Raw genomic sequence first — 25,454 nt, forward strand, 5'->3', positions numbered from 1 at the left:
GACAACACGAAAAATATCTGACAAAATTCAGTTATCTTAAAAATTTAAACATTTCTAAATACTTCTTATCAAGAGCAGGTGGAGGGACGAGCCCGACGAAACCCGGCAACCGATCTACAATTGTAGACACGGTGCTAATTCTCGCAGCATTACGCTGACAGATAAGGAGCTGGTTGTAAAAAAACCTCTCCTTAGCTGAGAGGTTTTTTTATTTAACTAGGAGGTTATAACAATGAGCGGAATTATAGCGACGTATTTAATCCATGATGATTCACATAACTTAGAAAAAAAAGCTGAGCAAATTGCACTCGGTTTAACAATTGGCTCTTGGACTCATTTGCCACACTTATTGCAAGAACAATTAAAGCAGCATAAAGGCAACGTCATTCATGTTGAGGAATTAGCTGAACATGAATATACCAATTCGTATTTACGTAAAAAAGTAAAACGCGGAATTATTAAAATCGAATATCCGCTATTAAACTTCAGTCCAGATTTACCAGCGATTTTAACGACTACATTTGGAAAGCTATCACTTGATGGCGAAGTAAAACTAATTGACTTAACTTTTTCAGACGAGTTAAAAAAACATTTTCCTGGTCCAAAATTCGGGATAGATGGTATTCGAAATCTTTTACAAGTGCATGATCGTCCCCTTTTAATGAGTATTTTTAAAGGAATGATTGGACGAAACATTGGGTATTTAAAAACGCAATTACGCGATCAAGCAATTGGTGGTGTAGATATAGTAAAAGATGATGAAATATTATTTGAAAATGCATTAACACCACTTACGAAACGCATTGTATCTGGAAAAGAAGTTTTACAATCTGTCTACGAAACATACGGTCATAAAACGTTATATGCCTTAAATTTAACAGGACGAACTTTTGATTTAAAAGAAAATGCTAAACGTGCAGTGCAAGCTGGAGCTGATATTCTATTATTTAACGTATTTGCTTACGGACTAGATGTACTACAATCACTTGCAGAAGATGATGAAATCCCAGTTCCTATTATGGCACATCCTGCTGTAAGTGGTGCTTATTCAGCATCCAAGTTATATGGAGTTTCATCACCATTATTACTTGGAAAGCTACTACGTTATGCTGGGGCTGACTTTTCATTATTCCCATCTCCATACGGAAGTGTTGCGCTAGAAAAAGAGGAGGCTCTTGCTATCTCAAAATATTTAACTGAAGACGATGCATTTTTCAAGAAGAGCTTTTCTGTTCCGTCTGCTGGTATTCATCCTGGTTTCGTTCCCTTTATTGTACGAGATTTCGGTAAAGATGTTGTTATTAATGCTGGCGGCGGGATACACGGACATCCAAATGGAGCGCAAGGCGGCGGTAAAGCTTTCCGTACTGCAATTGATGCTACTTTGCAAAATAAACCACTCCATGAAGTAGACGACATAAATTTGCATAGTGCACTACAAATATGGGGAAATCCCTCTTATGAGGTGAAATTATGAGTATTCAAGTATTTTGTGATTTCGATGGCACGATTACAAATAATGATAACATTATGTCCATTATGGAAAAATTCGCACCACCAGAAGCCGAAGAAGTAAAGAATAAAATTTTATCACAAGAACTATCCATTCAAGAAGGTGTTTCTCGATTATTTCAATTAATACCTACTAATCTGCACGATGATATTATTCAATTTTTAATAGAAACTGCTGAAATCCGTAGTGGTTTTCATGAGTTTATACAATTCGTAAAGGAAAATAACATTTCTTTTTACGTGATATCAGGTGGAATGGATTTCTTCGTCTATCCACTCTTACAAGGAATCATTCCAAAAGAGCAAATTTATTGTAATGAAACAGACTTTTCAGCAGAGTTTATTACAGTTAAATGGCCTCATTCTTGTGATGATCATTGTCAAAATCATTGCGGATTATGTAAATCATCATTAATCCGTAAATTAAGTGATACAAATGACTTTCATATTGTAATTGGAGATTCTATTACTGATTTACAAGCCGCGAAACAAGCTGATAAAGTATTCGCTCGCGATTTTCTTATTACAAAGTGTGAAGAAAATCATATTGCTTATACACCGTTTGAAACATTTCAAGATGTGCAAGCTGAATTAAAACTTTTGTTGGAGGTGAAGGCATGAAACAACTTTTTCGTCAATGGTATGACTTAAGCGAGTTAAAAAAAGAGTTAACAACACGAAATTGGTTTCCAGCAACAAGTGGTAATATTTCTATAAAGGTTAGCCATGAACCACTTACTTTTCTTATTACAGCAAGCGGTAAAGATAAAACAAAAACCACTCCAGATGATTTTCTATTAGTAGATCATGTAGGAGTTCCCGTTTTAGAGACTGAATTACGCCCTTCAGCAGAAACAATATTGCATACACACATTTATAACAATACGAATGCCGGGTGCGTACTTCATGTTCATACAACTGATAATAATGTCATCACAAATTTATATAGTGATGCAGTCACCCTTCAAAATCAAGAAATTATTAAAGCACTCGATATTTGGGAAGAAGGTGCAACAATTCAAATTCCTATTATTGAAAACCATGCCCATATCCCAACGCTTGGAGAAAACTTCCGAAAGCATATACAAGGAGATTCGGGTGCAGTATTAATCCGTAACCACGGTATTACTGTATGGGGCCGAGATAGCTTTGATGCAAAGAAGAGATTAGAAGCTTATGAGTTTTTATTCCAATTTCATATAAAACTATTATCAATTCAAGGAGGCGTTTCTAATGGCGCAAATTCGTATTCATGAAGTAAATACTCGTATTGAAAATGAAGTGGAAGTATCTAAATTTCTACAAGAGGAAGGCGTTTTATATGAGAAATGGAATATTTCTAAACTTCCTACTCATTTAAATGAAAATTATTCGTTAACAGATGAAAACAAAGCTGAAATATTAGCTGTGTTTTCAAAAGAAATCGCTGATGTTTCAGCACGCCGTGGTTATAAAGCACATGATGTAATTTCACTTTCAAATAGCACCCCTAACCTTGACGAATTATTAATTAATTTCCAAAAGGAACACCATCATACAGATGACGAAGTTCGCTTTATCGTCAGTGGTCATGGCATTTTCGCTATTGAAGGTAAAGATGGGAAATTCTTTGATGTTGAACTTGAGCCAGGCGATTTAATATCTGTTCCTGAAAATGCAAGACATTATTTTACCTTGCAAGATGATCGCCAAGTTGTAGCTATTCGTATTTTTGTGACAACTGAAGGCTGGGTTCCAATCTATTAAGGTAGTTAGTTGAATAAAAGGACTTGGACCCCCTTTTCCAAACTTTTATTCACTCTACATATATACATCCTCCTATGGAACAGGCTTATTTCATTTTGAAATAAGCCTGATTTTTTATTTACTTGAAAGTACTATTTCATCACAAATTTAACATCTTGATTTTTCAAGTGCATTTTTCGAACATTTTTTGAACATTTATTAAATTTTTTCTGAAAATTCTGTTTTATATGTGATATACTACAATTAACTAAGAAGGAAAATAATATCGCAAACAGAGGGGGATAATCATGAGCTTACTTATCGCACTTATACTTGGAGTTACATGTGGAGCATTTCCTGTTATTTTAGGAGCTATTATGGAAGAGTTAGAAATTGGTGTTTTAGGATTTGTCGCATCTTGTGTAAGCGCTTTATTATTTGGTTTATTCGGCGCTATTCCTGTTTCAATTCTGTGTGCTTTTTATATAATACGCCATGCTCGTACAAAACAATTTGGCCCTAATCACATCGCACAAATTATCCCGTTCCCGGTTGAACGATGCCGCCGGGCTTCTAACTTATAATTATAAAAATTAAAGATGACTAAATAAATAAAAGTCCTCATTTGAGGACTTTTATTTATTTTCTTCTAGAAATTGAAACAATTCTTGTAGATGTAGGGCATCTTCACCATAGCTAATAGATACATAAAATATGCCGTCAATCTCAGCTTGCATATAAAGATCCACTCCATCACGATCATATTTCAATGCTAAATAAAACTCCATTTCTTCTAACATCTTTTTTGAGGTTCGAATTACATAATGCCCCTTCTCATCTCTTCCATATTCAAATTCTGGTTCAAAATCATATTTTTGTTTAAAAGCTTCTTTTTGTCTTTCATTAATTTGCATACAAGTAGCTCGCTGTACAGTATCAATCATCTCATCAAACTTTTGAAGGTCCACCTCGTTTACCCCCTTATATATTTTTTATATAATACTTGTGTTCCACTATTTTCTTCGCCATCCTTAATTAACTCTTCATACAATTCTTTCGCCAAACTTAAGCCTGGGACTGGTAATTGTAATTTTTCTGCTTCCTCTAAAGCAATTTTCATATCTTTCATAAAATGCTTTACATAAAATCCTGGCTCAAAGTCTCCTTTTAACATTCGAGGAGCTAAATTACTTAATGACCAGCTACCTGCTGCCCCTGTTGAAATACTCTCTAACACTTTATCTGGATTCAGTCCAGCCTTCTTCGCGTAAGCAACAGCTTCACATACTCCAATCATATTGGAAGCAATGGCAATTTGATTGCACATTTTTGTATGTTGTCCACTCCCAGCTGGTCCTTGTAATTGAATGTTTGTTCCTAACTTTTCAAGTAAAGGTAAGCATCTATCATATATTTCTTTCTCTCCACCTACCATAATTGCGAGTTTTGCTTCTTTCGCGCCAACATCTCCTCCTGAGACAGGTGCATCTAAAGTATATATATTTTTGCTTTTTGCAACTTCATTAATCCGTTTTGCTAAAGTAGGTGTAGATGTCGTAAAGTCAATTGCTATCGTACCTTCTTTTGCATGTTCTATAATTCCTTCTATACCAAAATACACTTCTTCTACATCATGTGGATATCCAACCATTGTCATTACAATATCAACTTGCTTCACTAACTCTTTTGGCGTATTACACCAATTTGCACCATCTTGCACTAAAGAATCTGTTTTTGCTTTCGTTCTATTATATACATATACTTTATGACCATCTTGCATTAAGTGATAAACCATACTTTTTCCCATTACGCCAATACCAATGAAACCTATTGATAAAGTTTTATGTTCCATTTTCTCATCCCCTTTGTTCTAATAAATCATTTACCATCTTTCGGAACTCTTTATTAAAGTCATCATCCATACTATTTTTCACATTTGAAAATAACATAACAAAAGTTCCTTTTTCTTTATTAAAATTATTGAAAGTGTTCCAACCAGATAATACACCATGATTATGAAAATAATCTGGATATATATAAAAACTAAATGCATATTTCCGTTCTGCTGAAGGTGAAAACATTGCTTGTATACTTTGTTCAGAAAGAAGTTTTCCATTTATAATTGCTTCGTCTAATTTCTTCATATCTCCAACTGTCGTATACATCTCACCACAACCATATAGCCAATCCATGCCTAACTTCTGCGCTGGTACAAGCTCTTTATCTTTTTTCACATAACCCTTTGCAAAATTTTTATCTCCAGGTACCATATTTCCCATACCGGATTCATGCATATCTGCTTTTATAAATATGTTTTCTTTTATGTAATCTCCTAAAGGTTTTTTGGAGATATGTTCTATTATATAAGCAAGAACCATATAATTATAATCTGTATATCTCCAACCTGTTCCTGCAGGAAATTCTAAATTTTGACGTCCAATCCAATTAATTAACTGTAAACGGGAAGCAGCATTCACATTTCCTTTCGCATGTTCAGGTAAACCAGAGGTATGCGTTAATAAATGATATAGCGTAATATTTTTATTCTCCGGAAATGAAGGAATATATTTATTTACATTATCTTGAATATTCAATTTACCTTGTTCTTGCAACTGTAAAATAGATGTGGCAACAACTGTTTTCGTAATAGAACCGATACGATATTTTGTTTGAGGCGTATTTTCTATTTTATTTTGAACATCAGCATACCCATATCCTTTATTCAATATAACATGCTCTTTATCTGTTACCAAAACTGTTCCATTAAATTGCTTTCCGACTAAATATTGATCTAATTTTTGAGATATGCTAGCATAATCAATTTGTTGCTCTTCTTTTTCTTCTATATTCCCTTGTACTTCCGATTCAATAGTAGGATTCACTTTAGTTGTTAATACAGTGTTTTCCTTTATATTGGGGCTAACAAGAAAATAGTATACTCCGCCGCCAACTATAGCAGACAGTGAAGCCATCACCATTACTTTTTTTATCATATTGATCCTCCATAATTCCTTCGCTAAAAATTATCCCCCCTATTCTATTATCAAACAATAAAAAAAAATCGCAACAATTTGTTGCGAAAAATTACATTTTTTCTTTTCTATACACACATACTTGATTCTTTCCATTTTTTTTCGCTTCATATAATGCAATGTCCGCTCGTTGCATTAATTCTTCTCTTGTAGTTCCTTGTTCATATAACGCAACTCCAAAGCTAGCTGTTAACTTCGAAATTCCAGTAAATTGCTTTGTTTCAATAAAGAATCGTAATGACTCCGCAACTTGAAATGCTTCCTTTTCTACTGTATTTGTCACTAATATAATGAATTCTTCTCCTCCCCATCTTGCAAATACATGTTGCTGCTCCACTTTAGATTTCATAAGCTCTGCAAGTTGTATTAATGCTAAATCGCCAAAATCATGACCATATGTGTCATTAACTGTTTTAAAATTATCTATATCAAATAAAATGATTGCTATTTTCTCATCACTACGTATTACCTTTTCCCATTCTACCTCTAGTATTTGTTGAAACTTTAAACGATTATAAATCTCTGTCAATGAATCTATCATAGCAAGTCTTTCTTGTTCTTGATAGATTTCATCTAATTCTGTAATTTCCGTGCACTTTACAATAAATCTTGATAAATCTTCTGGCAATGGTGTCGCACGTAATAGAAAAGTAGATACTGCCCCTTCATAATTTAACATCTTAATTCTTCTACCACTAGATAAAGTATCGTCTAGCCATGTTATATCATGCGTCGTCGAGTAGTATCCATTTTCTCTAATAAAATGTTCAGCAAATACCAAATGTTGCTCACGATAGGCAAACAAATTTTCATATCCGAAAAAAGCTAAAAAATTTGTATTACAATCAACTATTTCATCATCTTCTACTATAAATAATAGATCATTTTGAAAATCAAACATCGTTTGAAGCAATTCCTGCTGCAAACTAACTTGCCTTACTAAAGAAAGTTGATACAAACTCTTATTCACTTCCTCTAACACTGCTTGCGGAGTTACAGGAGCTATTACAATATTACGTATTCCTAATGCAAGTACATCTGTAAATTCTTTTGTTATTTGTTGATCCCAAATGACAATGAATGTACTGTGCGGAGTATACATATTCTTTATATATTTTATTTGAGAATAATCTGTTACATACGTAATGATAATGTGTGGTTTCGTTCTTTGAAATAATAGTTCGCCCTCTTCAAAACTATTTGCTATAAACATACATTTTGGATGGATATTTTCTACCGTTTGTTGATGCTTACATCCATTTTCTATATAAAGGACATTTAACTGCAGATCTTGTAACACATTTTGGAAAACCGTATTCTCTAATAAAAAATGTAGTATGTTAATCACTAGTCTTCACTCACTTCATATATCTTGTTCTACTGAATTCCTCACAAACTTTTTTAAAAGACTGGTCTCCAATAAACTTTAATTTGTGAGAGATACATATTAACAAGCTAATTGAGAATGTTATCTTCGCTTTTCACTCTATAAATTCCTTTTTTAGTGTATGATTGTAGGAATTGTATCGTTTGTATGAATGCCCTAGCTAATTTTTAAAACTTGACAATTAAAATAAAGATATTATATTCTTAAATTCGATAACTTACAAAATGTAAGTAATGTATATTATTTTTTTGAAAATAATTCGATATACAATTTGGAGGATATACAATGACAAACGACAACTTTTTTGATGTTCTATATGAACGCACATCTACACGTGCATTTAACCCAAATAAAGAAATCTCATCTACAGAATTACATGAGATTTTAAAAGCCGCAGCACAAGCACCTTCCGCTTGGAACTTACAACACTGGAAATTCCTTGTTTTTCAAGGTGAAGATGTACAAAAACGATTACACCCAATAGCTTATAACCAACAACAAATTCTTGATGCTTCTGCAGTAGTCGCTATTTTAGGTGATTTAGAAGCTTATAAAAATGTTGAGCCAGTATATGGTCCAATTGTAGAACAAGGATTTATGAAAGAAGAAGCAAAAGAACGCTTAGCTAAAAATATTGAATCTGCATATGCTCGTGAACAATTCCCAAGAGATGCTGCCTTTTCAAATGCATCTTTAGCAGCAATGCAACTTATGCTTGCAGCTAAAGCAACTGGTTGGGATACTTGTGCTATTGGTGGCTTCAACCCACAAGCACTGACAGACGAATTTAACGTTTCATCTCGTTACGTTCCAATTATGCTTATTACAATTGGTGAATCAACTTTAAAAGGCCACCCTGCACCTCGCATGAGCGTAGAGCAAGTGAGCGAGTGGGCAAAATAATAAAAAACGAAGGCAACTACATTGCCTTCGTTTTTTTATTCCCTGTCATACTTTTGTAATATTACTACAAATCATTCGACATTTATACTTATGGAAAAGTATATTCTATTCCCTTATCATAAATAAACGTGACGTTTCGTGTCGAATTTTGTTAAGGCATTGAAATATACCCGTGTATTTTTGTTACAATTGTGATACAATGATAACAAATAGATAACAAGAGAGGGATTTTCATTGAGTTCATACGGAAGCTTTATCGCACTTTTATGTTACATAGTAACTGTACTGCTTCTATATTTTATTGGTGATGCCGCAAACATCTCCATTTTACAATTTCCAAAAGAAGAAGCATTCCAATTAGAATCAGAAAAACACACTGCACGATCCATTGTACCATTACTCCTAGCTCTTCCCGTATATATCATCGTTTTATATAAAAGTAAAAAAGTGTAAAGGCTACCCATTTCATTTATTTCGGTGGTTTTTACATTTTTTGTTATATCTCCCCTATTTTAAACATCATTCCATACTAAACACCCAGCTAGTCATTTAAAATGAGAAAATCCCCTAGAAAAAATTCCACTCTCTGTCCAGTCACTAACTACCGAACTTACATAGATTATAAGTGTGAAGGGGGTGATGAGGATTATGTTTGGATCATTTGGATGCTGTGATAACTTTAGAGACTGTCATCATCGTGAAAGAGAGTGTGACCATCGCGACCATCGTGAGAAAGAGAGAGAAGTAGTTAGACCACAACAACCAGCTGTATGTAACGTACTTGCTAGCATTTCAGTTGGAACAGAGCTTTCTCTTTTAAGCATTAGAGGTAATGGTACTTTCAACAATGTAATTTTTGAAGGTTTCTGTAACGGTGTTGCTCTTTTCTCTGCTTTAGCTCGTAATGGCAAAGATAACAAAGATAACAATAAAGACGATAAGAACAATCAAAATCGAAATACTTTTACTGGTATTTTACGCGTATGCCCAACTGATATCGTTGCAATCGCTATCTAATTCTGTCTCTTATCCTCAATAGTAAGCAAATAAGATTTACTTTTCTCATAGAAAAAACCTGAGACCGATTTCAAATCGGCTCAGGTTTTTTTATTAATTATATGCTTTTAACTAGTTCAACAACTTCTTCAGCAGTTGACATCATTAATGCTTTTTCTGCTAATGTTTCCATTTCTGCTTTTGACAACTTGCTTAGCTGTGTTCTTGCAGGAAGAATAGATGTTGCACTCATACTGAACTCATCTAAACCTAATCCTAATAATAATGGGATAGCAAGTGAATCGCCCGCCATCTCACCACACATACCAGCCCATTTGCCTTCTTTATGAGCAGCATCGATAACCATTTTTACAAGACGTAAAATAGATGGGTTGTATGGTTGGTATAAGTAAGATACTTGTTCGTTCATACGGTCTGCAGCCATTGTGTATTGGATTAAATCATTTGTTCCGATAGAGAAGAAGTCAACTTCTTTCGCGAATTGGTCTGCTAATACTGCTGAAGCTGGGATTTCAACCATCATACCAACTTCAATAGAATCAGAAACAGTTGTACCCGCTTCTACAAGTTTCGCTTTCTCTTCTAATAAAATCGCTTTCGCTTGACGGAACTCATCAAGAGTTGCAATCATTGGGAACATAATTTTTAAGTTACCGTATACGCTAGCACGAAGTAATGCACGAAGTTGTGTACGGAACACATCTTGTTCATCAAGACATAAGCGAATTGCACGGTATCCTAAGAATGGATTCATTTCTTTTGGTAAATGTAAGTATGGAAGCTCTTTATCTCCACCGATGTCAAGTGTACGAACAACGACTGGTTGACCTTCTTTTACACCTTCAAGAACTGCTTTATACGCTTCGAACTGCTCTTCTTCTGTTGGAAGATTGTCACGGCCCATGTATAAGAATTCTGTACGGTATAAGCCAACGCCTTCTCCGCCATTATCGATAATACCTTGTACATCATTTGGTGTTCCGATATTTGCAACAAGCTCAACGTGATGTCCGTCACTTGTTACAGTAGCTTGGTCTTTTAATTTTGCCCATTCAGCTTTTTGCTCTTCAAATTTCGCTTTCTTTTCTTCAAACGAACGAAGAGTTTCTTCTGATGGGTTTACAATTACTTCTCCATCTAAACCGTCAATGATAACGATATCGCCGTTTTGGATTTTCTCCATAACAACTTTCGTACCAACAACAGCTGGAATTTCCATAGAACGAGCCATAATTGCAGAGTGAGATGTACGTCCACCGATATCAGTAGTGAAACCTTTTGCATACTTACGGTTTAACTGAGCTGTATCAGATGGTGTTAAATCTTCAGCAATGATGATTACCTCTTCAGAAATTGTACCAGGATTTGAGAAGTTAATTCCTAGTAAATGTGCAAGAACGCGTTTTGTTACGTCACGAATGTCCGCAGCACGTTCTTTCATATATTCGTTATCCATGTTTTCAAACATAGAAATAAACATTGATGCAACTTCATCCATTGCAAATTCAGCATTTACTTTTTCGCTATTTACTTTATCTTTTACTGGGTTTACTAGTTCTGGATCATTTAATACTAATAAATGTGCTTCAAAGATCGCAGCTTTGTCAGCACCTAGCTCAGCAAATGCGTGGTCCTTAATAGCTTCTAATTCAGTTTTTGCTTTTTCAAGCGCAGCGTCTAAGCGTGCAATTTCTGCAGCTTCGTTTGTAATTGATTTCTTTTCGATGTTAAATTCAGGATTTTCAAGTCTGAAAGCCTTTGCAATAGCAATCCCACTTGATGCAGCGATCCCTTGAATGTTAAGAGTCATTATTCTCCTAATCCTTCGTTTTTCATAGTTTCTTCGATAGCTGCTAGTGCTTGAGCTGCATCATCACCATTTGCAGTGATTTTAATTTCTGCGTTTTGTTGAATGCCTAAAGACATAACGCCCATGATTGATTTTAAGTTAACGTTCTTTCCGTTATACTCTAAGTTAATGTCAGAACCGAATTTGCTTGCAGTGTTTACAAGTAGAGTTGCTGGACGAGCATGAATTCCTGAGTCGCTAGTTACTTTAAAGATTTTTTCCATGATAATTTATCTCCTTTAAATTACAGTATTTTTTAGTTGTATAGATGTGAGTACTACATCATCTATTGTATATAATAGGCGATGTTCGGTCAACCACATCGCCTATTATAATTATAAACATTTTGCGTCAAATTCCTACTGAATGTCAATAATAGCGGTTTCGCCCTTCTTAACATTTCCATCTTTTTCCAATTCGACTTGTTGCCCTTGTTGTAAGTTTGTAAAGACAATTGGTGTAATGATAGATGGTGCATTTTCTTTTACAAATGCAAGATCTACTTTTAATAATGGTTGGCCTTGTTTCACCTTGTCGCCTTGTGCTACAAGCGCTTCAAAACCTTCACCATTTAATTTTACAGTATCAATACCGAAGTGGATTAAAATTTCTTTTCCGCCTTCAGATTGAATACCAATCGCATGTTTTGTAGGGAATACATTGACAATCTCACCGTTAACTGGAGAAACTACTGTTCCTTCAGTTGGCTCAATTGCAAATCCGTCTCCCATCATTTTTCCTGAGAATACTTGGTCAGGTACTTCTGTAATTGGTAAGATTTTTCCTTCGATTGGTGATACAATTGTTTCATTTTCATCAACTTTTTGAGGAGTTTCTTCCACTTTTACAGGTTCTTCTTTTTCAACATGAGGTGTACGACCTGACATAATATCATGAATTTGTGATTTTAATGTGTCAGATTTCGGCCCGAAAATTGCTTGAATGTTATTTCCAACTTCAAGTACACCAGCTGCTCCAAGTTCTTTTAAGCGGTCTTTGTTTACATTCTTTTGTTCGTTAACTTGAACACGTAAACGAGTAATACAAGCATCTAAAGAAGCAATGTTTTCTTTACCACCAAGTGCTACTAATACTTCACGAGGAAGTTCGCCTGCTTCTGCTTTTCCTGCGCCGTCATTTGCATTTGCCACTTCACGACCAGGTGTTTTTAGATTCCATTTGCGAATTGCAAAGCGGAATCCGAAGTAGTAAATAACTGCTAGTACAAGACCAACAATAATTACCCACCACCATGCTGTACGGCCTGGTAGTACACCGAATAATAGGAAGTCAATTAAACCACCAGAGAATGTCATACCAATTTTAACACCTAAAATTTGCATTGTCATAAATGATAGACCAGCAAATACAGCGTGAATTCCGAATAATACTGGCGCTACGAATAAGAATGAAAATTCAAGTGGCTCTGTAATACCTGTTAAGAAAGATGTTAATGCTGCAGAACCTAAAATACCTGCTGCTAATTTTTTATTTTCTGGACGTGCTTCATGGTACATTGCTAAAGCTGCTGCTGGAAGACCGAACATCATGAACGGATACTTACCAGTTGTAAATGTACCTGCTGTTAATTCTACACCGTCTTTTAACTGTGCCATAAAGATTTTTTGGTCACCACGGATTAATTCGCCAGCTGCATTCGTATACTGACCGAATTCGAACCAGAACGGTGAATAGAAAATGTGATGTAATCCAAATGGAATTAATGAACGTTCAATTAAACCGAATATAAATGCTGCAATTGTTCTATTTGCATCAATCATTTGATGTGAGAACGTGTTTAAGCCACCTTGAATGTATGGCCAAACGAAGCACATGATAATACCTACTATTAAAGAGAATGTTGCAGTTGCGATCGGTACGAAACGCTTACCTGCAAAGAAACCTAAGTATGATGGTAATTCAATGTTGAAGTATTTATTATAGCAATATGCCGCTACTATACCGACGATAATACCACCAAATACCCCTGTTTGTAGCGTTGGAATACCTAATACGTTTGCATACGCTGGATCTGCAAATCCAATTTTTACTGGGTCTGCTCCAGAACTTGTTACTTTCACTAGCTTATCTACTTCTAAGAACACACTCATCGTTTTGTTCATAATTAAGTAGCCGACGAATGCTGCTAAACCAGCTACTCCGTCTCCACCAGCTAAACCAATTGCTACCCCAACTGCGAATAATAATGCAAGGTTAGCGAAAATAATATCACCAGATTGTTCCATAATTTTTGCAACCATTACGAACCAATCTGCTTTTAAAGCAGGAATAATATTTGTTAACTGTGGATTTTGAAATGCATTACCAAATCCAAGTAAAATACCTGCCGCCGGTAAAATCGCTACTGGAAGCATTAACGCTTTTCCGACTTTTTGAAGAACACCAAAGATCTTCTTAAACATGGAAACCCTTCCTCTCTTATCTATATTGATACCTTCCGACAAACGCCAAAAAGACATGAGGAAAAAAAGATAGAACGATAGCTATACAAAGGGTAGTATATCCCTTTCTCTAGCTTACATTCCTTACTTTTCTCCACTCATGCCTGATCGAATCAGTAACACGTGTCAAAAATAGGTTTACGTATAAGTTCACTATAATTAAGGCAAACGTTTTCGTTACTCACCTTAATGTGTTTGTCGAAATTTGTATAACTTTGCAATAGTTATTATACATAACTATTGTAAGCGATTCAATCATTTTTTTTAACGTTTTCATTTTAGACAAAAATATATGACTTTTTACACATGCTCTGCCTTCACTAAGCGTTGCAAGTGCATTGTTAAATAAATACTTTCAGCTTCATATACAGGTAGTTGCAACTCATTTTGCATGACCTTAACTAGCTTCCAAGCCAAGTTATAGCAAACTGGATACTCCGCCTTTAATAAATCAGCAAAACTTTGCGATTCTTCTACTGTTTCTCCTTTTTTCACCCTCTCAATAGCATATTGAAGATGACGAATAAGGCGTAAATAATGAATGCTCTCTTGGTCTAATGTAATTTGTAAGTTTGTCTCAATTAAAGATACAAGTTGTGCAATGAGACGGGAGTTTTGATTAACTGAAGATAAATCAGAATTTGTAAGCGAACTGTAAATGTGAAGTGCAATAAAACCAATTTCTCCTTCTGGCAATGTAATTTGCAAACGAGAATTTAAAAGTTGTACAACACCTTCCGCAATTTCATATTCCTCTGGATAGAGCATTTTTGTTTCAACTAAAAAAGGGTTATCAATTGTAAGTCCTTGTTTTAACCTTTTAATCGCAAATGAAATATGATCCGTTAACGCAATATGAATATGTTCATTTAGTGGAGATTTCGCTTTTTCTTGAATGTACAGCATAATATCGTTCATCAATTCAATTAATTTTTCACTAATATGCGGCACTAATAATTTGTATTGTTCACGATCACGTTCATTTTTTAAGACAAACATTTTTTCGATTTGTTCTTGCTCCAATACATCTTTCGCTTTTTTCCCAAATCCAATTCCTTTACCAATCACTACTACTTCCTCGTGTTCCGGATGGCTAGCAATGATGACATTATTATTTAAAACTTTTTTAATTTCTAGATAATTACTCATATAACACCACCCTCGTACTTAAATAGCCTACTTTTATGTTACAGAATATTCTTCTTTGTCGTCAATGTAAAACATCTGCCATTTAATAAAAATTCATTTTTTAGACATGTTTATATATGATGCGTATAATGTAAGAGCAACTGTACATAGAAAGGAGATAACAGCATGATTAAAATGTTTGTAAGTGATATCGATGGTACAATGATGCAACACGGAGGTCTTATTGATGAACAAGATGTTGCGGCACTACGCAGCCTTGCCGAACAAAATGTTATTCTTTGCTTCGCTTCCGGAAGACTTGATAATGAAATTGCAGACTTAATGAAAGCTGTAAATACAAATTTTCATCGCATTAGTGTAAATGGTGTTTTTGTATATACACATGAAAATAAACAACTATTATCTGCAACTTTTGATTCCAGCATACTTCCCGATTTGTTAGCTATGACGAATGAAGATCCTTATTTCCGTTATGTAAGTGATGAGCATAATTATTACATTGAAGAGAAAACACCTTTTATTCAAGAACTTGAACAACAAGTAACTATGACTTCTGTTGAAGAACCAAACTTACTACAGAAGATTGATGATACGATTTTCCCAAATAAAATTTCTGTCGGTGGAACAAAGGAGAGCTTACAACTCCTTCAGAAAAAAATTGATGAAAAATTCCACGGGAAAGTTAGTACTTTCATCTCAGCAGAACAATGTTTAGATGTAATGCCACCGAATGTTAGTAAAGGCTCTGCCATTTCTGTTTTATTAAATGAGTTTCAAATAAAACCTGAGGAAATTGCTTGTATAGGGGATTCTTACAATGATATTCCTATGTTTTCTTTAACTCCTCACAGTTTTGCTATGTCACAAGCAGATGATGCAGTAAAAAATCACGCTCACTATGTAGTAAATCACGTCAAAGATGCTGTTAACCACGTAATTGCTCATAATAAAAATACGACTCATTCCTTATAAGGATGAGTCGTATTTTTATTTCTTTACATGTTAACCATTTTCAATTCCACTGTACTTCACAAACTGAAATATACTATTTGTTACGTGCGATATTCGTAATAAATTTATAACGATCTCCACGATAAATACATTTCACGTACTCTAGCGGTACCTCACCTTCTGAATATGACCATTGACGCATTACAAGTACAGGCGCCTTTTTAGGAATATGCAGATGTTCAGCTTCATTTTCCGTCGCAACGGAAGCTTCAATTGACTGAGTAGCGCTAACAAGTTTAAAGCCCAGTTTTTTCTCTAAATGTTCATATAAAGATTGTTGCAATATCTCTTCGTTAATATCTTTTACAAGAGCTGGCGACAAATATGTCGTCTCAAAAGCAATCGGTTCATCATCAGCTAAGCGAATACGCCTCACTTCATAAACCGATTCCCCCTCCTGTATTCTCAACCGGTCTGCTATTTTAGCAGTAGCTGGAACTAGGCGGAAACTAAGTAATTGACTACTTGGGTTCATCCCACGAGAAATCATGTCTTCTGTGAATCCCGTCATTCCTTGCAATTTTTGTTCCACTTTCGGAAGTTGGACAAATGTTCCAATTCCACGCTTCCGATATAAATAGCCTTGTTCCACTAAATTATTAATCGCCTGTCTGATTGTCATTCGACTCACTTCGAACTTATCACAAAGTTCATTCTCAGATGGGATTTTATCTCCCGGCTTCCATTCGCCGTCCTCAATTAGCTGTTTCACCCACTCTTGAATCTGATAATAGATCGGAAATGGTGAATACTTGTCGATGTTCATCAGCAATCGCCTCACTGCATAAAGATAGAGCTTCTTGATCAGCGATTACGGTTACATTCGGATGACGTTGTAAAACTGTAGCCGGACACTCTTCACTATATTCACCTTGCAATAATTCTTTAACAGCTTCTGCCTTTTTAGAACCCATAGCAACTAGTAGAATTTGTTTCGCTTTCATAATGCTTCCAATTCCCATTGTAATCGCATGAGTTGGCACATCTTCTTCTTTCTCGAAGAAGCGAAGGTTTGCTTGGCGTGTAGATTCTGTTAATTCAACAATGTTTGTTGGAGAATTAAACGGTGTTCCTGGCTCATTAAATCCGATGTGACCGTTTTCACCGATTCCAAGAATCTGTAAGTCAACTGGGTTAGCAGCTAGAATGCCCTCGTAACGTTTGCACTCTTTCTCTAAATCACTTGCCATCCCGTTTGGTACATAAGTTTGTTTAAATGGAAGATGATCAAACAACTGTTCTTGCATGAAATAGTGATAGCTGTTTTTATCTTCATGTGGTAAATTTACGTACTCATCTAAGTTTACAGTGGTTACACGGCTTGTATCAAGTTTATTTTTTCGCATTTCTGCATAAATACCTAATGGAGAGCTTCCTGTAGCCATTCCTAATGTTGGATTTTCTTTTGTTTTTACAACTTCTTCAATTAATTTATAACCTGCTTCTGCTAGTTCTTCTGGAGTTTTTACAACAAGAATATTCATTTAATTACTTCCCTTCCTTCATATGAATTCCTAAACGAACCGTATCATATACATGTAAATCTTCATTCATCACAACAAAGTCTGCATCTTTTCCTACCGCTAATGCACCTTTATTATTTAATCCAAACTCTTCTGCTTGGTTAACTGATGTCATCAGTACTGCATCTTCGATTGAACAACCTGTAAATTCAATTACATTTCGGAAAGCTTGATCCATTTTTAAAATACTACCAGCTAACGTTCCATCTTCTAATCGAGCACTACCATCTTTTACATGTACTGGCTGTCCGCCAAGCTCATATAATCCATCTTCAAGACCTTTTGCACGCATTGCGTCAGTAATAACACTTACTTTTTTTGGTCCTTTTAACTTATATGCTAATTTCACCATATCAGGGTGAATATGAATGCCATCTGTAATTACTTCAACCATTACATCTGGATTTAATAACACATGACCAACAACTCCTGGTTCACGGTGATGTAATCCACGCATTTGATTGTATAAATGTGTCGCATGTGTAATCTTTCTATTTTTTAGTTGCGCATCAATTGCATCTGTATGCCCCATTGTGCCAACTACACCAGTTTCAGCAAGATATTGTTCAAACTCTAATGCTCCCTCTTCTTCTGGTGCATATGTTACTAATTTAATTAAATTCCCACTTGCTTCTTGCCATTGTTTAAATTGCTCAATATTTGCAGGAACGATATGTTCAAGTGGTTGTGCACCTGCACGTTTCTTTGAAACATAAGGTCCTTCTAAGTGAATATATTCAAAATGCGCTCCTTTTTCTTTTGCTTCTTTTGCAGCAGTTAACGCTGCTTCAATTGCCTCTGGAGCTTGTGTCATTGTTGTTGGGAAGTAAGTTGTAACCCCTTCTTTTAACATTTCTTTACCTAGAGTTACTAACCCATCGCTATTTGCATCCATCGCATCAATATCGTATCCACCATGAATATGAACATCGATCATACCTGGAATTACAATCTTCCCTGTAGCATCAAAAACAGTTTCATTTTCTTGTGGTACATATTGAGCCATCAAACCAATTTCTTTAATGGTTTCTGCGTAACGAATAAATCCGTTTTCCACTATTTCTTGACCTGTGTAAATTTTGGCATTGATGACAATTTGCGTTTTCATTTTCATCGATCCTTTCCCATGAATTACCTACTTGTTATTATTACCTTATTCGCCTAGTTCCATCTTAATATACACACGAGTAGTTGTCTATACATTCTAATAAAATTTCCTTTTTATTCAACAGAAAAGGAAATTTCTTACGTCTCTTATAATTATAATATATATTATTCATTTTTCCAAAAAGGGACAGTATCGCCCCCTAATATAGAAATCACTTCAATAATGGCATTAACCCGCTAGACTCTAACATAATATGTTCACCATCTGTTTCCATTTCTACTGTACGTTTATTCGTTCTATATACCATTATACCGTGCCTTTTTAAGCGTTTCACTACACTTTGGTGAGGATGTCCATACGGATTACTACTCCCGTACGACAAAATAGCAAACTGCGGTTCCACTTTTTTTATAAACGTTTCACTTGTTGAAGTATATGAGCCGTGATGCCCCACTTTTAACACATCTGCATGGACATCAAATTGTTTTAATATTTCATGTTCTGTTCGTACATCCGCGTCACCCATTAATAAAAAATCCGCTTTTCCATATCGCACCTTTAAAACAATTGAGGATTCATTATTTTCATCTTTTGATTTCCCGTTGTTTAATACTTGTATAGAAACATGTGGATCCAGCGGTATATATTGTCCTTCCTTTACTGAAACGAAAGGTATCCCTCTTTTTTTAATATTATTCCGATACGTATGATAAGTAAGAGAACTATATGTTTTTCCGCTATCTAATATAAGCGATACCGGTATTTGCTCTACAATTGGAATTAACCCTCCTATATGATCCATATCGGGATGCGTACTGACAATTACATCTAGATGATTAATCCCTTTCTCAATTAATTTCTGAATAATAACCTCTCCTGCTTCATAAGGTCCTCCATCAATTAACATTGTTTGTCCATTTGGCATTATAATAAGTGTTGCGTCACCTTGCCCCACTTTTAAAAAGCTCACTTTCATTTTACTAAGATGTTGCCGATGCATATGTAAAGGAGACGTAGTATGAATGGACATCATATACCTTTTAGCTGATGCGCTATTTAAAGAAAAACATAATAAAACAGAAACTAATAATAAAATAATCCGCATACTTCTCATAACTCGTCTCCTTTTTTCATTTAGTATGGCACTGTAAATAATTGATATACAAAAAAAGCTTAGCAAAATGCTAAGCTTTTATTTCGATATCTCTTGTAAGGAACCGAAGAATAAATCCGCTTCATTCATTTGTTCATTCTCTTCAGAAAGCGGTGGTAAATCATCTAATGTTTTCAATCCAAATGTGTCCAAAAATTCTTTTGTTGTTCCGTATAAAATAGGACGCCCTGGTCCTTCTGCTCTTCCCATTTCTTTTATAAGTAAATGTGAAACCAACGTTTGTAACGCCTTATCGGTTTTAACTCCTCTAATCTCTTCCATTTCAGTCCTTGTGATTGGTTGGCGATATGCAACAATCGCTAAAGTTTCGAGGGCAGCTTGTGAGAGTGAAGCAGCTGTTGGTGTATCTATTAATTTTTGATAATATGAAGCATGTTCTTTCTTTGTAGCAAAACGATATACTTTTGCATACTGTACAATTTGCAAACCACGGTTTGCACCTTCACATTCTTGTTGCATTTCTTCTAAAATATTAATTACTTCATTCATTTCAATTTCAAGAACTTTCGCTATTTGTTCTGGATAAATCCCTTCATCACCAGAAACAAATAAAAGGCCTTCAATAATTGACTTTTGTTCTTTCCTATCCATTTCACGAGCTCCTTCCTTCTATTTTCCCATAAAAATACACATCAAAAAACCGAATCACAATTAATGCGTTCGGTTCAATATTTTTTCTCTTGTTCCAAACGATACATTAAAACATAGCATGAGATAAAATGTTTCTATCCCATTTTCACATACTTGCTCTATGCAGATTTATTAGAGCTTGATACGAAAATTTCATCAAAATTATGTTCTTGCTCAATTATGATTTGTTGATTTTTCATAAGTTCCAGAACTGCTAAAAATGTTACAACCATTATTTCACGTTCATCATCAACAAACAAATCGTAAAAACTTTGGCGACCACCCTTTATTTTTAACTGCTTTAAAATATCAGTCATTCGCTGTTCAATTGGTATTTCTTGACGAGTAATACGTGTTGTTACAGGTTTTTTTGCCTTTTTACGGCGCATTAATTTTTGAAATGCTGCTAGCATATCATATAACGTAACATCAAGAGGTAAGCTTGTCTCCTCTTCTTGTTGCAACGATGTAAAGTCAATTGGTGGACGTGTATATAGCTGTGCTCTTTCTTGTTCTCTTTCTTTTAACTCAGTAGCAACTTGCTTATATTTCTTATATTCAATTAACCTCTCCATCAATTCTTGACGAGGATCATCTATAAAATCATCACCGTTATCAAGTACATCTTCTTCATGTTTCGGCAACAACATCTTACTTTTAATTTGTAATAACGTTGCAGCCATTACTAAATACTCACTTGCAACATCTAATTGAAGTTCTTTCATCGTATGCACATAAGATAAATATTGCTCTGTAATATCTGCTACAGGAATATTATATATATCAATTTCATAACGATGTATTAAATGTAACAATAGATCTAACGGCCCTTCAAAAGCCTCTACTTTAAAATTATATTGCACAAAGCATCCCACCACATTTTTTCTATAACAACATAAGTATAGAGCATACTCATGTTCTATCCAACCTTTTTAAGAAATTTAATTAAAAATAGACCGATGCCTATGTCATCATGCCCACCACTTCATATGATAACAGTGTAGTAAGAACAATGTAGGAGGTCAAAAAACTATGGGTCACGTTGATTGTGGTTTTAGCAGTGGGTTCGCATTACTTGTTGTACTGTTTATTTTACTAATTATTGTAGGAGCAGCTTGCTTCTGCTAATATGAACAATAACGGCTAGGGGGAAACCTCCTAGTCGTTTATTGTTCATATTTCTATGATACACTTATATGTATAACCGTTAGATAGGAGCGAGAAAACATGTATCCTACCGAATACATACAATTTTTAATTCATTTCCATGGAGATTATGACTATTTTGAATGCCACGAAATACTAGAAGAGTATTGGAAAACAAAACCAAGAGGTAATCGTGATCATTACTTAGTTGGTCTCATTCAAATCGCAGTTTCTTTATACCACCAAAGACGTGCTAATTGGAATGGTTCCACAAAAATGATGAAAAGCGCAATCACAATTTTAGAAAAAAGCGGTGTGCCTTTACAACGTTTAGGAATTAATCAAGTACAACTTCTTTCCTTGCTCAATGAAAGATTGCAATCTATCCATAAAAAAGAACGTTTTGTACCTTTATTTTTACCCTTATCAGATTCATCGTTAGAGAAGCAGTGCATAGAGTTATGTCAAAAACAAAACCTCTCTTGGAAAGACTTGAATGCTATCCCAGGTGAATATATTATAAACAAGCACACTTTGCGTGATCGCACAGAGGTCATTACTGAACGAAACGAACAATTACAAAAAAGAAAGCAGAGATAATAAACTACTTATCTCTGCTTTCACGAATGTATATTTTGTTCTAGCCCTTTACATTTTTCGCAAAAACTTGCCGTTTGCTCATTTCCGCAAATTGTAAACTCAAGAAATTTACTCTTTAACTCTTGAACCATCTTCGTTCCAATCCCCACATGACGGTGAGACGGGTTCACACTCAAATGCTGAATTTCTAATACTTGATTCTCTTTTTTTACAATCCCCATTATTCCAACAAAATCTTCATTTTCTTTCCACAAATACAATTGCCAATCATCTTTTGCTTCATATTCTTTCATTGTCAATTGTAATGTTTTCACATCTTTTTCAGTTGGCATAAACGAAAGAAGCCCCATTGCAATTTTTTCATAACTTTTTTTAAAACGAATTAACATAACCCTTATCCCTTCTTACAAAAGTTACAAACTAGTAATCCCCTCAATCACTCTTTTCATATCACATTCATTTTACAATATTTTCAACAGAGTGAGAAGAGTCTAAAACAACTTGATAATCATACAAAGCGAAAAGAAGAAAGTCAAATCTATGTTTCAGCACTATTCCTTTAATAAATAGAGTTAAAAAAAGAAAATTTTATATGGAATGGAAAGAAACATATCATTCAACAGCACTTCATTCATAGTTACCCTAAAGCAGCACAATTCTAGCAAAATTAATATAACAAAAAATATTTATTGAAACATATAATGTAATGTATTCTATGTAATTGGTTAAAGGTTTGTTCTCACAAGCAATATATTTTAGCAACAATACTACTTGTATGATGAGCTGTAGAAGAAGTACTCAATCTCATTAAAAATAAAAAAGAGAGCAAAAGCTCTCTTTTTCCTTACCTTATTCTTCCCAAACTTTAACTTCTTTCATTACATCGCCTTGACGCATTTTTAATACTGTTTCAATACCGCTTGTTGCTTTACCAAATACAGTATGAACACCATCTAAATGCGGCTGTGGCTCATGAACGATAAAGAATTGGCTACCGCCTGTGTTACGGCCAGCGTGAGCCATAGAAAGTGATCCTACAAGGTGTCTATGAGGGTTTCCATCAGTTTCACATGGAATAGAGTAACCTGGGCCACCTGCACCTGTACCTGTTGGGTCTCCACCTTGGCTTACGAAGCCAGGAATAACACGGTGGAATGTCACACCATCATAAAATCCTTGCTCTGCTAATTTTTTAAAGTTTTCTACTGTTTTCGGTGCTTCTTCTGGGAAAAATTCCAAGTCGATTTTTTCACCGTTTTCCATTAATATGTATCCTAAAGTTTTCATGCGTATATGTCTCCTTTCAATTATCTCAGCACTATATTACCACATTCATGACTAGAAACAAAAAGAATCCGACAATCTAGATACTTCTTTTTTGAAATGTGGAAAAAGCTAGGTGACAAATAAGAAATATATACTATAATAACTTTGTTGCCCGAAAATTTTAGAAAGAGAAAGGGAGCGATTTTTCGTGAAAACGAAATTATTAGCTCTGCTATTAGCTGTAACGGTATTTATGATGCCAACAGCTTCATTTGCAGACATCATCGAGGGAGAATCAATTGTTACATTAGGAGAGAACTTATCCGAACAACAAAAACAAGATCTGTTAAAAGAAATGAAAACACCAAAAGATGCTACAATTATCACTGTATCTAATGCGGAAGAACATAAATTTCTAGAAGGCATTGTTCCAAAAGCACAAATTGGTACGAGAGCAATTTCTTCTTCTATGATTACATACACAAAACCAGGATCTGGTCTTATTGTACGATCAAAGAACATTAACTGGGTAACAGATGCAATGTACACTAACGCTTTGATTACAGCAGGTGTAAAAGATGCAGAAATTCAAATTACTGCACCTTTTAAAGTTTCAGGAACTGCAGCTTTAACTGGATTAATGAAAGCATACGAAACTGCGTCCAATAAACAAATTCCTGAAGAAGTTAAAAAAGTAGCGAATGAAGAAATGGTACAAACAGCCCAGCTTGGTGATAAAATTGGTGAAGAAAAAGCAGTTCAACTTGTTGCAAAAATTAAAGAAGAAATTGCAAAAGAACAGCCAAAAACAACAGAAGATTTACGTTCATTAATTAAAAAAATTGCTGACCAACTCGGCATTACATTAACAGATGAACAGTTAGATAACTTAGTATCGTTATTTGATAAAATGAAGAATCTTAATATCGATTGGAATCAAGTTGGTAGTCAATTAAACAAAGCAAAAGAACATGTTTCTGCCTTTTTAGGATCTGAAGAAGGGCAAAGTTTTCTAGATAAAGTGAAAGATTTCTTCTCAAGTATCATTGATTTTGTTAAATCTTTATTCAAGTAAAAAAGAAGCCCGCCAATGACGGGCTTCTTTTTTATACAAGTAACGGTAATTTCATAACAGCCTCTTCAACCGAACGCACTATGTGATTTGCTTTCTCCTTTACGTATGGATGGGCATGATGAAGAGTAAATGAATGTGGGGTTACTTCAAACATAGAAATATCATTGAAAGAATCTCCAATACAAGCAACTTCATTTGCTTCAATTTGCAAATGATCCATTAGTCGCTTTAGAGCACTCCCCTTACTCACGCCTCTTGGCATAATATCAACATAGCGTTTACCTGATATAAAAACTTCCGCTTCGCCTTGAAACGTATCTCGTAGCTCTTGATCTAACGTCACAATTTTCTCTTCTTCTCCAAAAACAAACAATTTTGCAGGGTGTACAGTCTTACCAAACTCTTCTTCTAACGCTTCAATTTCAGCGATATGCACGCCCATATATGCTTCAAAATTATGGTGATGTTCATTCTTCCTTTTTGTATATCGCTGCTCATTTGCACAAACAATATCCGCTAGTCCTTTTTTATGTATATACCGATATATTTCCTGAGCAACCGTATTTTCAAAACTCGATTCATGAAATAAATTCCCATCCGGAAGTAACATTGTCGCTCCATTTAAGCCAGTTGTGTAATATGGGAATGAAAACCTTTTTACAACTTCATCAATTCTGTGTGTAAAGCGGCCAGAGGCAAAACAAATATTTGTCCCTTTCTCAGCTAACCAACACAGCGCACGTTCATCTTCTTTTTGCATATGATTCACATCGTAAACGAGCGTGTCATCTAAATCACTTACAAATAATTTAATCATGTCCTCTTCCCCTTCCATACACAATATCTACTCTAAGTGTACACAAAAAATGTTTGATTTTTGTTAAA

General features: G+C 34.8%; 29 protein-coding genes and 1 riboswitch. Of the genes, 12 read left to right on the plus strand and 17 right to left on the minus strand.

The features are described from left to right. Positions 1–62 precede the first annotated feature (62 nt). A riboswitch (SAM riboswitch) is annotated at positions 63–168 on the plus strand. A gap of 64 nt (positions 169–232) precedes the next feature. The 5 genes from mtnW (at position 233) to ACS2CR_RS23195 (ending at position 3,821) form a co-directional block, all read left to right on the plus strand. Continuing rightward, positions 233–1,477, plus strand: a complete 1,245-nt coding sequence (gene mtnW, locus ACS2CR_RS23175; protein ID WP_000014192.1) for a 2,3-diketo-5-methylthiopentyl-1-phosphate enolase — start codon at positions 233–235, stop codon at positions 1,475–1,477. Continuing rightward, positions 1,474–2,133: a 2-hydroxy-3-keto-5-methylthiopentenyl-1-phosphate phosphatase gene (locus ACS2CR_RS23180; protein ID WP_000027467.1), complete on the plus strand. Its 660-nt coding sequence runs from the start codon at positions 1,474–1,476 to the stop codon at positions 2,131–2,133. The genes mtnW and ACS2CR_RS23180 overlap by 4 nt, the downstream gene beginning before the upstream one ends. Then, positions 2,130–2,768 (plus strand): methylthioribulose 1-phosphate dehydratase, encoded by a 639-nt coding sequence (locus ACS2CR_RS23185; RefSeq protein WP_000811347.1) that lies wholly within the window; start codon positions 2,130–2,132, stop codon positions 2,766–2,768. Before ACS2CR_RS23180 ends, ACS2CR_RS23185 begins: the two co-directional genes overlap by 4 nt. Continuing rightward, positions 2,746–3,258 carry a 1,2-dihydroxy-3-keto-5-methylthiopentene dioxygenase gene (locus ACS2CR_RS23190; RefSeq protein WP_000057317.1) on the plus strand — a complete coding sequence of 171 codons (513 nt, stop codon included), beginning with the start codon at positions 2,746–2,748 and terminating at the stop codon, positions 3,256–3,258. Before ACS2CR_RS23185 ends, ACS2CR_RS23190 begins: the two co-directional genes overlap by 23 nt. 287 nt (positions 3,259–3,545) lie before the next feature. Continuing rightward, positions 3,546–3,821 carry a hypothetical protein gene (locus ACS2CR_RS23195; RefSeq protein ID WP_000054659.1) on the plus strand — a complete coding sequence of 92 codons (276 nt, stop codon included), beginning with the start codon at positions 3,546–3,548 and terminating at the stop codon, positions 3,819–3,821. Positions 3,822–3,872: 51 nt separating this feature from the next. Here ACS2CR_RS23195 and ACS2CR_RS23200 read toward each other — a convergent pair whose 3' ends face one another. The 4 genes from ACS2CR_RS23200 to ACS2CR_RS23215 all read right to left on the minus strand — a co-directional run bounded on the left by ACS2CR_RS23200 (position 3,873) and on the right by ACS2CR_RS23215 (position 7,614). Then, entirely contained in the window at positions 3,873–4,205 is a 333-nt protein-coding gene (locus ACS2CR_RS23200; RefSeq protein WP_000365624.1) for a DUF3909 family protein, read from the minus strand. A gap of 5 nt (positions 4,206–4,210) precedes the next feature. After that, the gene (locus ACS2CR_RS23205; protein ID WP_000400431.1) at positions 4,211–5,089 is read right to left on the minus strand and encodes an NAD(P)-dependent oxidoreductase; all 879 of its coding nucleotides are present in this window, start codon (positions 5,087–5,089) and stop codon (positions 4,211–4,213) included. A gap of 4 nt (positions 5,090–5,093) precedes the next feature. Beyond that, on the minus strand, positions 5,094–6,230 hold the full coding sequence (locus ACS2CR_RS23210; RefSeq protein ID WP_000592899.1) for a serine hydrolase: 1,137 nt from the start codon (positions 6,228–6,230) through the stop codon (positions 5,094–5,096). A gap of 91 nt (positions 6,231–6,321) precedes the next feature. Further along, positions 6,322–7,614: a GGDEF domain-containing protein gene (locus tag ACS2CR_RS23215; protein WP_001023189.1), complete on the minus strand. Its 1,293-nt coding sequence runs from the start codon at positions 7,612–7,614 to the stop codon at positions 6,322–6,324. A 327-nt stretch (positions 7,615–7,941) separates the two neighbouring features. Between ACS2CR_RS23215 and ACS2CR_RS23220 the strand changes: the two genes are divergently transcribed. From ACS2CR_RS23220 to ACS2CR_RS23230, 3 genes are all read left to right on the plus strand, one after another. Continuing rightward, complete coding sequence (locus tag ACS2CR_RS23220; RefSeq protein ID WP_000180372.1) at positions 7,942–8,559, plus strand: nitroreductase family protein; 618 nt, start codon at positions 7,942–7,944, stop codon at positions 8,557–8,559. Positions 8,560–8,793: 234 nt separating this feature from the next. Further along, on the plus strand, positions 8,794–9,012 hold the full coding sequence (locus ACS2CR_RS23225; protein WP_000100485.1) for a hypothetical protein: 219 nt from the start codon (positions 8,794–8,796) through the stop codon (positions 9,010–9,012). 195 nt (positions 9,013–9,207) lie between these two features. Further along, on the plus strand, positions 9,208–9,576 hold the full coding sequence (locus tag ACS2CR_RS23230; protein ID WP_000468035.1) for a DUF3915 domain-containing protein: 369 nt from the start codon (positions 9,208–9,210) through the stop codon (positions 9,574–9,576). Between the two features lie 97 nt (positions 9,577–9,673). On the opposite strand, the gene ptsP is transcribed toward ACS2CR_RS23230, so the two are convergent. The 4 genes from ptsP to glcT all read right to left on the minus strand — a co-directional run bounded on the left by ptsP (position 9,674) and on the right by glcT (position 15,036). Further along, entirely contained in the window at positions 9,674–11,386 is a 1,713-nt protein-coding gene (gene ptsP, locus ACS2CR_RS23235; RefSeq protein ID WP_000174207.1) for a phosphoenolpyruvate--protein phosphotransferase, read from the minus strand. Beyond that, on the minus strand, positions 11,386–11,649 hold the full coding sequence (gene ptsH / locus ACS2CR_RS23240; RefSeq protein WP_000411080.1) for a phosphocarrier protein HPr: 264 nt from the start codon (positions 11,647–11,649) through the stop codon (positions 11,386–11,388). Before ptsH ends, ptsP begins: the two co-directional genes overlap by 1 nt. Before the next feature lie 135 nt (positions 11,650–11,784). Next, positions 11,785–13,848 (minus strand): PTS glucose transporter subunit IIABC, encoded by a 2,064-nt coding sequence (gene ptsG, locus ACS2CR_RS23245; RefSeq protein ID WP_153602660.1) that lies wholly within the window; start codon positions 13,846–13,848, stop codon positions 11,785–11,787. A gap of 339 nt (positions 13,849–14,187) precedes the next feature. Next, entirely contained in the window at positions 14,188–15,036 is an 849-nt protein-coding gene (gene glcT / locus ACS2CR_RS23250; RefSeq protein WP_153602661.1) for a glucose PTS transporter transcription antiterminator GlcT, read from the minus strand. Positions 15,037–15,201: 165 nt separating this feature from the next. Between glcT and ACS2CR_RS23255 the strand changes: the two genes are divergently transcribed. Beyond that, complete coding sequence (locus ACS2CR_RS23255) at positions 15,202–16,008, plus strand: Cof-type HAD-IIB family hydrolase (RefSeq protein ID WP_000594244.1); 807 nt, start codon at positions 15,202–15,204, stop codon at positions 16,006–16,008. 73 nt (positions 16,009–16,081) lie between these two features. On the opposite strand, the gene phnF is transcribed toward ACS2CR_RS23255, so the two are convergent. The 6 genes from phnF to scpA form a co-directional block, all read right to left on the minus strand. Further along, positions 16,082–16,813 (minus strand): phosphonate metabolism transcriptional regulator PhnF, encoded by a 732-nt coding sequence (phnF, locus tag ACS2CR_RS23260; protein WP_021727649.1) that lies wholly within the window; start codon positions 16,811–16,813, stop codon positions 16,082–16,084. After that, on the minus strand, positions 16,743–17,531 hold the full coding sequence (gene nagB, locus ACS2CR_RS23265) for a glucosamine-6-phosphate deaminase (RefSeq protein ID WP_001024212.1): 789 nt from the start codon (positions 17,529–17,531) through the stop codon (positions 16,743–16,745). The genes phnF and nagB overlap by 71 nt, the downstream gene beginning before the upstream one ends. A 4-nt stretch (positions 17,532–17,535) precedes the next feature. After that, on the minus strand, positions 17,536–18,678 hold the full coding sequence (nagA, locus tag ACS2CR_RS23270) for an N-acetylglucosamine-6-phosphate deacetylase (RefSeq protein ID WP_001987227.1): 1,143 nt from the start codon (positions 18,676–18,678) through the stop codon (positions 17,536–17,538). Positions 18,679–18,889: 211 nt separating this feature from the next. Next, a complete protein-coding gene (locus ACS2CR_RS23275; protein ID WP_001257288.1) occupies positions 18,890–19,792 on the minus strand; it encodes a ComEC/Rec2 family competence protein in 903 nt (300 codons plus the stop codon). A 78-nt stretch (positions 19,793–19,870) separates the two neighbouring features. Beyond that, the gene (gene scpB / locus ACS2CR_RS23280) at positions 19,871–20,443 is read right to left on the minus strand and encodes a segregation/condensation protein ScpB (protein WP_000375171.1); all 573 of its coding nucleotides are present in this window, start codon (positions 20,441–20,443) and stop codon (positions 19,871–19,873) included. Positions 20,444–20,601: 158 nt separating this feature from the next. Continuing rightward, entirely contained in the window at positions 20,602–21,345 is a 744-nt protein-coding gene (gene scpA / locus ACS2CR_RS23285; RefSeq protein WP_001199753.1) for a segregation/condensation protein A, read from the minus strand. 169 nt (positions 21,346–21,514) lie between these two features. On the opposite strand from scpA, the gene ACS2CR_RS23290 reads away from it, so the two are divergent. Together ACS2CR_RS23290 and ACS2CR_RS23295 are read left to right on the plus strand one after the other, a co-directional pair. After that, positions 21,515–21,610 (plus strand): YjcZ family sporulation protein, encoded by a 96-nt coding sequence (locus tag ACS2CR_RS23290; protein ID WP_053512802.1) that lies wholly within the window; start codon positions 21,515–21,517, stop codon positions 21,608–21,610. Between the two features lie 99 nt (positions 21,611–21,709). Beyond that, positions 21,710–22,228, plus strand: coding sequence for a DUF309 domain-containing protein (locus tag ACS2CR_RS23295; protein ID WP_000283597.1), 519 nt, complete (start codon positions 21,710–21,712; stop codon positions 22,226–22,228). Between the two features lie 20 nt (positions 22,229–22,248). Here ACS2CR_RS23295 and ribT read toward each other — a convergent pair whose 3' ends face one another. Both ribT and ACS2CR_RS23305 read right to left on the minus strand, forming a co-directional pair. Continuing rightward, positions 22,249–22,617: a GNAT family N-acetyltransferase RibT gene (gene ribT / locus ACS2CR_RS23300; RefSeq protein ID WP_000908401.1), complete on the minus strand. Its 369-nt coding sequence runs from the start codon at positions 22,615–22,617 to the stop codon at positions 22,249–22,251. A gap of 460 nt (positions 22,618–23,077) precedes the next feature. Then, the gene (locus ACS2CR_RS23305; RefSeq protein ID WP_000853782.1) at positions 23,078–23,515 is read right to left on the minus strand and encodes a peptidylprolyl isomerase; all 438 of its coding nucleotides are present in this window, start codon (positions 23,513–23,515) and stop codon (positions 23,078–23,080) included. 187 nt (positions 23,516–23,702) lie between these two features. Between ACS2CR_RS23305 and ACS2CR_RS23310 the strand changes: the two genes are divergently transcribed. Continuing rightward, on the plus strand, positions 23,703–24,569 hold the full coding sequence (locus ACS2CR_RS23310; RefSeq protein WP_000850518.1) for a DUF1002 domain-containing protein: 867 nt from the start codon (positions 23,703–23,705) through the stop codon (positions 24,567–24,569). Between the two features lie 31 nt (positions 24,570–24,600). Here the strand turns inward: ACS2CR_RS23310 and ACS2CR_RS23315 are convergent, their stop codons facing one another. Continuing rightward, complete coding sequence (locus ACS2CR_RS23315) at positions 24,601–25,404, minus strand: Cof-type HAD-IIB family hydrolase (protein ID WP_002101284.1); 804 nt, start codon at positions 25,402–25,404, stop codon at positions 24,601–24,603. Positions 25,405–25,454: the final 50 nt, after the last annotated feature.

It is taken from the genome of Bacillus cereus group sp. BceL291 (genome assembly GCF_051776705.1).
Lineage (GTDB): Bacteria > Bacillota > Bacilli > Bacillales > Bacillaceae_G > Bacillus_A > Bacillus_A cereus.